This is a genomic window from Paraglaciecola sp. 20A4, assembly GCF_011378905.1.
Taxonomy (GTDB): domain Bacteria; phylum Pseudomonadota; class Gammaproteobacteria; order Enterobacterales; family Alteromonadaceae; genus Paraglaciecola.
In genome coordinates, this window is the sequence record NZ_WTPY01000009.1 from 142,553 (window position 1) to 151,632 (window position 9,080).

At 44.9% G+C, this 9,080-nt stretch carries 9 protein-coding genes and 1 pseudogene; 8 read left to right on the forward strand and 2 right to left on the reverse strand.

The window, feature by feature from the left end:
- Nucleotides 1–258 precede the first annotated feature (258 nt).
- Both GQS54_RS11490 and GQS54_RS11495 read right to left on the reverse strand, forming a co-directional pair.
- Entirely contained in the window at nt 259–1,656 is a 1,398-nt protein-coding gene (locus GQS54_RS11490) for a heavy metal sensor histidine kinase (protein ID WP_166424123.1), read from the reverse strand.
- Nucleotides 1,643–2,335, reverse strand: coding sequence for a heavy metal response regulator transcription factor (locus GQS54_RS11495; RefSeq protein WP_166424124.1), 693 nt, complete (start codon nt 2,333–2,335; stop codon nt 1,643–1,645). Before GQS54_RS11495 ends, GQS54_RS11490 begins: the two co-directional genes overlap by 14 nt.
- Nucleotides 2,336–2,501: 166 nt before the next feature.
- On the opposite strand from GQS54_RS11495, the gene GQS54_RS11500 reads away from it, so the two are divergent.
- The 8 genes and pseudogenes from GQS54_RS11500 to GQS54_RS11535 all read left to right on the forward strand — a co-directional run.
- On the forward strand, nt 2,502–4,250 hold the full coding sequence (locus GQS54_RS11500; RefSeq protein ID WP_166424125.1) for a copper resistance system multicopper oxidase: 1,749 nt from the start codon (nt 2,502–2,504) through the stop codon (nt 4,248–4,250).
- A gap of 311 nt (nt 4,251–4,561) precedes the next feature.
- Nucleotides 4,562–5,362: a copper resistance protein B gene (locus GQS54_RS11505; protein WP_240919914.1), complete on the forward strand. Its 801-nt coding sequence runs from the start codon at nt 4,562–4,564 to the stop codon at nt 5,360–5,362.
- 66 nt (nt 5,363–5,428) lie between these two features.
- Nucleotides 5,429–5,836: a copper resistance CopC family protein gene (locus GQS54_RS11510; protein WP_166424127.1), complete on the forward strand. Its 408-nt coding sequence runs from the start codon at nt 5,429–5,431 to the stop codon at nt 5,834–5,836.
- A gap of 13 nt (nt 5,837–5,849) precedes the next feature.
- A complete protein-coding gene (locus GQS54_RS11515; protein ID WP_166424128.1) occupies nt 5,850–6,785 on the forward strand; it encodes a CopD family protein in 936 nt (311 codons plus the stop codon).
- 35 nt (nt 6,786–6,820) lie between these two features.
- Entirely contained in the window at nt 6,821–7,309 is a 489-nt protein-coding gene (locus GQS54_RS11520; protein WP_166424129.1) for a nuclear transport factor 2 family protein, read from the forward strand.
- Between the two features lie 10 nt (nt 7,310–7,319).
- On the forward strand, nt 7,320–7,847 hold the full coding sequence (locus GQS54_RS11525) for a DUF411 domain-containing protein (RefSeq protein ID WP_166424130.1): 528 nt from the start codon (nt 7,320–7,322) through the stop codon (nt 7,845–7,847).
- 194 nt (nt 7,848–8,041) lie between these two features.
- Nucleotides 8,042–8,263 (forward strand): lipase family protein, encoded by a 222-nt coding sequence (locus GQS54_RS11530; protein ID WP_240919911.1) that lies wholly within the window; start codon nt 8,042–8,044, stop codon nt 8,261–8,263.
- 245 nt (nt 8,264–8,508) lie between these two features.
- Nucleotides 8,509–9,030: pseudogene (locus GQS54_RS11535) on the forward strand (lipase); the annotation flags it as partial.
- Nucleotides 9,031–9,080 lie beyond the last annotated feature (50 nt).

A 9,080-nucleotide genomic window follows, 5' to 3' on the forward strand; every position in this document is an offset into this window, starting at 1 on the left:
CTCACCCGCCTGTAGCAGACCGAGCAACACACAACAAATGAGAATCATTGTTATTCTACTTTTTCAACCATGCTTAAGCAAACTTATTGGTACACAAAGTTAGTATTAACTAAGAAATAAAATCACAACTAACCATATGATTCATAATAAAATAATTCACATTATCAGAGTCATAATGGGCTGATACATAAGATGTTACAGAGTGAGTATTTCTCTTATTTGGCCAACGAGTGCGGGCCAGCCCTCGCATTATCTCGTTTAGAAAGTCTTGTGCAGCAAGATACTAAATTCAGTTTGCCCGTTTGCTGATGCTACGTTTATCATCCCCCCCTGGGCTTCGATGATGGCTTTGGCGATGGCTAACCCTAAACCTGCACCATCACTGTGGCGCTGGCGGGATGGATCAACTCGATAAAAGCGGTCGAACAGGTGTGTTAAATGTTCCTGAGGAATTGTATCGCCCGGGTTGAGTACCGAAATACTGATCATATCTGGGCTTTGTTCGCTAAGTCGAACGGTGACGGTTTCCCCAGCCAAAGTATGGCGGATCGCATTCGATAATAAATTCGTCAGCGCATGACGTAACAAGGTCTGATCGGCACTGACATAAGCCATGTCACCTATTAGTTGTAATCTAATCTGTGACTCTTCCGCTAACGCTTCAAAGAATTCAAACAAGGCGTTAATTTCATCTTTAAGATACAAGCTCTGTTTTTGCGGCTTGATTAATCCGTTTTGACTCTTAGCCAGTAATAGCATGTCGCTGATCATTTTATTCAAACGCTCTTGTTCTTCTAAGTTCGAGAATAACAAGTCACGATATTCGTCGTTAGTGCGTACTTTAGACAAGCTCACTTGGGTTTGAGTAATAATATTTGTTAAAGGGGTGCGCAATTCGTGGGCAATATCAGCACTAAAATGAGATAAGCGCTGGAATCCTTCTTCGAGGCGATTAAGCATATGATTGAACGAGTGGACCATATCTTCTAGTTCTAAAGGCACAGCATGTTTATCTAGCCGCACGTCGAGCTTATTGGTTTGAATATGCCTCATTTTGTCACTCAAACCACGCAAAGGGTTCAATCCTTGATATACAGCAAGCCATGCTGCTAATAATGTGAGTAGGCATGAACCAAGTAATATGTACCATAAACTATGTCGTAATTCCGTTAGAAAATGCGTGTGAAAACTCATGTCTATAGCGCTGATAACCCGATACTCTACATTCGGAGTTTTAATTAACGTCACTACTCCTCGATACATATTGTCGCCGAGCTGCCAGTGCTGAATGTCACTTTGATTGAATTGAGTGGATACGGGCGCCTCTTTCGCCGCATCGACGAAATCTAATTCTGAATTACTGAAGAAAGGCCTACAATCCCCCATAGAAACTTGATAGAAGACTCCGTGATGTCCCGCCACAGCTAGCGATAAACTCTGTTGTTCTTCAGCAACTTGTCCATTGTGCTGTACTAAGATATCTTCGATGGAATGGACAATAACAGCGAGTTCTTCCCCATCTTGTTGGATAAAATGATGTTCAATCGAGCTGATCAGTAAATGACGTACTAAAATAAGACACACTGAGATGGTTATCGCGACAAACAACACCACTCTAATAGTCAGTGACATGGGTCTTCGACTAACTATTTTCATCAGTTTCCTCTTCGTCCAACTTATAACCCATACCACGAACGGTATGAATTAATTTCGGCTCGAAGTTATCGTCAATTTTTGCCCGTAAGCGTCGAATAGCCACGTCAATAACGTTGGTGTCACTGTCAAAATTCATATCCCACACCTGAGATGCAATCAGCGAACGAGGTAGCACCTCTCCACGTCTGCGCACCAATAATTCAAGTAAGCAAAACTCTTTATGGCTCAAGGAAATTTTCGTCCCATTACGCATCACTTTACGCCTAGGCAAATCCAAGTGTAAATCGGCCACATGCAGTTCATCTTGCACTTGCGCAATATGACCACGTCTGAGTAATGTGCGTACCCGCGCGAGTACCTCAGAAAAAGCAAATGGCTTGATTAAGTAATCATCAGCGCCTAATTCAAGGCCTTTTACCCTATCGTCAACGCTGTCTCGTGCTGACAAAAAAAGGACGGGTGTATGATTATTCGCCTCACGCATAGACTGTATTATGCGCAAGCCACTCACATCGGGCAGCATGACATCTAAAATAATCACATCAAAGGATTCGGTCATCGCCTGATGGTGCCCATCTAAGCCATTACGCGCTAATGCCACCATAAACCCGGATTCAGTTAAGCCTTGCTTAAGATAATCACCGGTTTTTACTTCATCTTCTACTATCAGTAATCGCATATTCAGTTTTAGCCTTGGTAGATGTTCATAAGCTTGCGCTAATTTACCTAACAGCAAGGTGACCGTAAGATTACAACTTTGTCATCTTTGCGTCATGTCGGTGACAGGTGCATTTAAGTAGACTGGCAGCATTGAAATAGAAGATAAAGGTTAAAGGTGATAAATAATGAATTCGTTTACTCGGCAGTTTCCTGAGTCATTACCACGTCGCCGCTTTGTGCAAGGATTGGCAATCGGCGGAGTATTGACCTCGGTTCCCACGGTATTGCACGGCGCGCCTCGCTCTCAGGACTTAACCTCGACAGGCTATGCACCACAACTGAGTGGAAAGACTATTAATTTAGAAATTGGCGCTGCCCCGGTCAATTTCACCGGTGTTGTGCGTATGGGAACCACCATAAATGGCACTATACCTGCGCCAACGATTCGTCTCGTCGAGGGCGACGAAGTTACTATTAATGTAACAAACCGCTTGAACGTGCCGAGTTCCATTCATTGGCATGGCATTATTCTGCCTTACCAGATGGATGGTGTGCCAGGTTTGAGTTACCCCGGTATTATGCCGGGTGAAACCTTCACCTACCGCTTCACCTTAAATCAAAGTGGCACATATTGGTACCACTCTCACAGTGGCTTTCAAGAAATGACCGGCATGTATGGCGCGTTAATTATCGAGCCAAGAGAAACCGACATTATTCAAAGCGATCGGGATCTTGTGGTGCAGTTATCTGACTGGACGGATGAAAATCCGATGAAAGTATTCGGCAAATTGAAAACCCAAAGTGATTATTACAATTTCAATCAACCTACGGTGCAAGACTTTGTTAAAGATGTATCTAGAAATGGCTTAAACAGCGCATTAGCCAACCGCAAAATGTGGAACGAGATGCGTATGAGTCCCACAGATTTGGCGGATTTGTCTAACGCTACCCTGACCTACCTAATGAATGGCACTACGCCTATGGGCAATTGGCGGGGTATCTTCAAACCCGGTGAAAAAGTGCGTTTACGCTTTATTAATGGCTCAAGCAATAGCTTTTTCGATGTGCGCATTCCTGAATTAAAAATGACTGTTGTTCAGGCTGATGGACAAAACATTGAGCCGGTCAGCGTCGATGAGTTTCGTTTTGGCCCGGGAGAAACTTATGACGTCATTGTGCAACCTAAAAATGATGCCTACACCCTGTTTGCGCAAAGCATGGACCGTAGTGGCTACGCCCGTGGGACCTTAGCCATAGCAGAAAGTCTAGACGCCCCGGTTCCGGCACTGGATCCGGTGGAGTGGCTCACCATGTCTGACATGATGGGCGATATGTCAAACAGGTCAGCGATGAACCCGTCAATGGATCATAGCCAACACAATATGCAAAGTGGCTCTTTGGCTGTCGCATCAAGCACGGTGCGCCATGCCAGCACCGAATATGGCCCGTCGGTAGACATGCGCGTCGATATGCCACGTACTAATTTAGACGACCCAGGTATTGGCTTAAGAAAGAACGGACGCCGGGTACTCACCTTAGCTGATTTGCATTCTCTGGCTGGTATTACTGACCACCGTGAGCCGGAGGCAGAAATAGAGCTGCATTTAACGGGCAATATGGAACGCTACAGCTGGTCAATTGATGGACTCGAATTCGGCGAAAGTACACCGGTACATATGAAGCACAATCAACGTGTCAGGGTCATTTTGCAAAATGACACTATGATGACGCACCCGATGCACTTACATGGGATGTGGAGTGATTTAGAAAACCAACAATCGGCAGTGCAAGTAAGAAGACACACTATTCCGGTACAACCGGCACAGCGAATTAGCTTCTTAACGACGCCTCATGATGTGGGCCGCTGGGCTTGGCATTGTCATCTTTTATTTCATATGGACGCGGGCATGTTCCGTGAAGTGGTGGTCGCATGATTAATCCTCTAAATACGCTTTCAGCTGCGGGTATCTTATTCTCTTGCAGTGCTTTGTTGACCAGCCAAAATGTTGAGGCGCTGCAATATTCTGAGCAAAACGCCGCTGCACAAGAGCAAGCATCTGGCGCAATGGATCACAGTAAAATGGACCATAGCGAGATGGACATGGACGCCATGGCTCAAGGCGCTATGGATCACAGTAAGATGGACCATAGCAAGATGAACATGGACGCCACGGATCAAGGCGCTATGGATCACAGTAAGATGAACCATAGCGAGATGGACATGGACGCCACGGACCAAAGCACCATGGATCACAGCAAGATGGACATGGACACCATGGATCACAGTGCAATGAAAATGCAACCTCAAGGCGGGGAGGCACCCGCGAATGCCCGCGATCCCCATGCTTATTCATCAGGTTATACCTTAACGGACGGACCCTATGCGCTTGCTATCCCAAAGCGCCTTACCTTAGCGGACGAACACAGCTTTTGGTCAGTATTAGGTGACCGACTAGAGTACAACAACGATGAAAACAGCACTGTCTATGACGTGCAAGGGTGGTATGGCACTACTTTTGAGCGTGCAGTCGTAAAAGCAGAAGGAGACGTAGTTCAAGGCCAGCTAGTAGAAAGTCAAACTGAGCTATTGTGGTCCCATGCTGTCACTGCCTACTGGGATACACAGCTAGGGGTAAGATTTGATCAATACGATGAGGGCGAAAGTCGTCAGTGGTTAGCATTAAGTTTACAAGGGCTCGCTCCCTATTGGTTTGAAGTCGATATCGGCGCTTACGTGGGTGAAAATGGCCGCACTGCACTTTCGGCAGAAGCTGAATACGAGTTGCTGCTTACGCAGCGCTGGGTACTACAAAGCCGCGTAGAAATGAGCATCAATGGTAAAGACGATGAAATAAACGGTGTGGGGAAAGGGCTTTCGGCGCTCAGTGCGGGTATGCGTTTACGCTATGAATTTTCTCGTCAGTTTGCTCCTTACGTCGGTATTGAGTGGACCCAAAAATACGGCAATAGTGCTGACTTTGCTCGCGCTAAAAATGAAGAAGTGAGTAATACCAGTGTGGTGGCAGGATTGCGTTTTTGGTTTTAATCGAATCCTCGTCTCCCACCCCCTATTTTAATCATGATTGACATTATTAAAAACAATGAGGTTCCAATGAGAAGAATAAAAATTGCCACATGTATTTTAGGATTGGCTATCAGCACCGCAAGTATGGCCCATGTTGGGCTTAAGCAGGCATCTCCGGCACAGGACGCTATGCTGGTGCAAAGCCCGAGCAATTTATCACTGACCTTCAGTGATAAAGTTCGCCTCATTAAGGTGAGCATCAATGCTGACAATCAAGCTCCTGTGGAATTTGGTTTCAAGGCAAATGCGGACGCTGGGGCAATGTATGAGTGGCCTTTACCCAGCTTTGCAGCAGGCACCTATGGGGTTAATTGGGTCGCCTTAGGTGAAGACGGACATAAAATATCTGGCCAATATCAATTTACTTTGCACGGGCAAGGCATGATGAATGATATGCCTATGGAAGATACCTCTCACAACGCACATAAGCACTAGGTAACGCAAGTTAATGGATATATCCACTTGGTCAATTTTATTACTACTAACAAAACTGCTTAGTTATATGGGCGTAGCTGCTTTCTTCGGTGGCTTATTGATTACCTACATGCTGGTAAAAGGCCAAAGGGGTAGCACGAGCAGCAATGATGAATATTGCTCGATTATTTATCGTTGGCAACTAAAATGGCTCGCTGCATCCCTGATTGCGGCCCTGTTGTACCTGCCATTGCAGGCCGGCTCAATGGCAGAAGCTGGATTATCTGGCATGGTTGACAGCATGATGCTAAACATCGCTTGGCAATCTGTGCTGGGCACGCAAACCTTGTGGCGGATATTGGGCCTAGTATTAATAATCGGGTGGCTGTTATGGATACACCTAAGCCAACGTAAGATCTCCCTTAACTCCGCTCGAAGCCGTTTCAAACCGAGCCAATACGCCTTAGGCTTGATATTTGGCTTGATACTCGCGGCAAGTTTTTCCCTTTCAGGTCACCCGGCCGAACTGGGATTAACAGCACAAGTACTATTAACCTTGCATGTCATCGCCATGGCGAGTTGGGCTGGTGCGCTATGGCCACTATATATAAGTTGTCGCCTACTCCCCAGCGATAAGCTTAGCCTTATCATGCATCAATACGGGCAAATCGCTATGATCATAGTCGCCATATTGATCATATGCGGCGGTATATTAATTGTGCAGCTACTCGGCTCAGTTGGCGAGTTATTTACTTCCGGCTACGGGCAATTATTTTTGCTCAAATTAACCTTAGTCAGCAGTATGTTACTGGTAGGCGCATGGCATAAATTTTCTTTGGTACCTGAGTTGCTCCGCAGCCATAACCCTTCACCGCTCAAAAAGTCCATCGCGCTCGAAGGCTTCATTTGCATTGGCGTGTTACTCGTCACCAGTATATTTACCACCTTAGTGGGACCTGTGATGCATTAAATGCAGTTAACAATTACAATAAAAAAGGCAAAAACATGTTAACAAATACTGTACGTAATACATTAAAAGCAAGCGCAGTCATATTCTGCGCATCATTCTCATTAAATATTTATGCCCATGGCAATGAAGTGCATGAAACAAAAGATCCCATGTTTGTCGGTCTAGCGTTAGCACCCGCAAAAACCGTAACCGCTTTTCATCAAGCTTTAAAACAAGGTGACCAAGCCGCTGCCCGGGCGACACTGGCTGATGATGTGTTAATATTTGAAGGTGGTGTCGAGCGCTCAGCCGACGAATATGCCAACCACCATATGTTAGCCGATATGAAGTTTTTAGCTCAGATGAACAGTACCCCGTTAGAGCAACAAGTCTATGTGTTAGGCGACCTTGCTTACTCGATTGCCAGAAAGCGAACCCAGGGTGAATACAAAGACAATACCTTAGACTATATTGGCTTTGAAACCATTGTGCTTAAGAAAGTCGATGCTCTATGGAAAATTGCTCATATTCACTGGTCAAAATAACGAGGTGTACATGCATTCACAGCATATTATTCTTTTACTCACTTTAGCATTGTCGGTATTAATAGGTTGTTCAGAGCCTGTGCCGAAGTCTCTAGAGCAAACAAATCAACACATTCCTGACTCCACTCAAAGTGAGAAAAATGTCAGCTTAAGGGTCTACAAAACACCCTCTTGCGGCTGTTGCAAAAAATGGATAAGCCATCTAGAAATGCAAGGAATATCCACCAGCGCAGTCAATTTACCGGACCTAGAAGAAGTAAGGTTTAATTTCGATATATCTCCGCGCTACCGTTCTTGTCATAGTGCAGTTTCTGAAAATGGTTATGTATTTGAAGGGCATGTACCGAGTAAATTTATAAAACAGTTTTTAAACGATGTGCCAACAAAAGCTATCGGCCTTGCGGTACCAGGCATGCCAACTGGCTCCCCAGGTATGGAGATGGGCGATGAATTTATGCCTTATCAAATACTGCTATTACAGCGAGATGGCAGCAGTTTAGTATATGCAGAAGTAAGTCGTTACGAAGAGCAATTTTAGCCCTGAACCTCCCACATCTGGCTTTACCCCTGACGCCCAATCGGGGGCTTTCTTATAAATACCTCACGCAAATTGACCTACACTCGCCCAAATTTTAATAAAATCACAGTGCTAAAGTACTATTTCAGCTTCCACTTGGCGCATCTATATTAAGTATCGTTACCATTCTAACAACAATAAAAGAGGTCACGATAATGTCAAAAAATAAGAAGTGTCGTAAATTCCTGATCAGCTCGTTGATATGTATGCTGATACCGTTTAGCGCATTAGCATGTAAAGATGCCGTTGTGTTAGTCCACGGCAATACTGCTACCCCAGCAAGTTGGGATAATACTTACAACTATCTATTGAGTAATGGTTATAGTAGTAGCGAAATCTATAAACCGGATTGGGGTAATACCAATTCCAGCAGATAAAAGTTGAGCTCAGAATACATCCAGCGAATGTTGAGCAAGGCCTCGCTATGAAGGAATGGCTTTCCCCTTTCAAATACCGAAAAAGTAGCGCAATGTTCGCTGGGGTATTCCCTAAGGGCGAGTTTTAAAAAGACATACTCTGCGTTCCTCAACATCAAAATAGTCCACTATTAATTCATTTGAGCGCCTTGATAATGCCATTTTAAACTCTCGCTGAGACCACGTTTATCTGCTGGAGTTGGTAAAACTGCGCCGCTTGTAATAACCATAGCGGTAGCGAAGAGGTGCCTGTGCGTCAAGCCATTCAAAGTGCCTTAGCGTCCAGTTGCACAGGTAAAATTGATGTTATCGGCCATTCAATGGGTGCAACATTGGCCGCACAGCAAATTGATAAGTTAGCAGCGGCCAACCAAGTCGATACCTTCGTGGGGATCGCCGGCGCCTTTTTAGGCTTAAAAAGCTGTGGCTACTACCCGTTCAATTTATGGAGTTCAACCTGTGGTTCGGCAGGTTTATCGGTCAATAATCCGTTTTTAGATAGCCTTTATAATGTGCCACTTGGGTCGAAGGTGTATTCTATTAAAAGCTATATTGATCAGATTATATGCTCCACAGGGAGCTGCACGATCGGCGGCTTGCATAGCAGCCGTATTGCCAATGAAGATGCAACATTCACTTATTCATTAGGCCATTTTGGCTTACAGACCGACACAGTGGTAAAGCAATACCAGCTTATACAATGTAACTGTCTTGTAAAAGACGTCTAGCCTAACTTAACATTCCATGGCAGCACCGATTCAATATCAGGTTCAGGCTG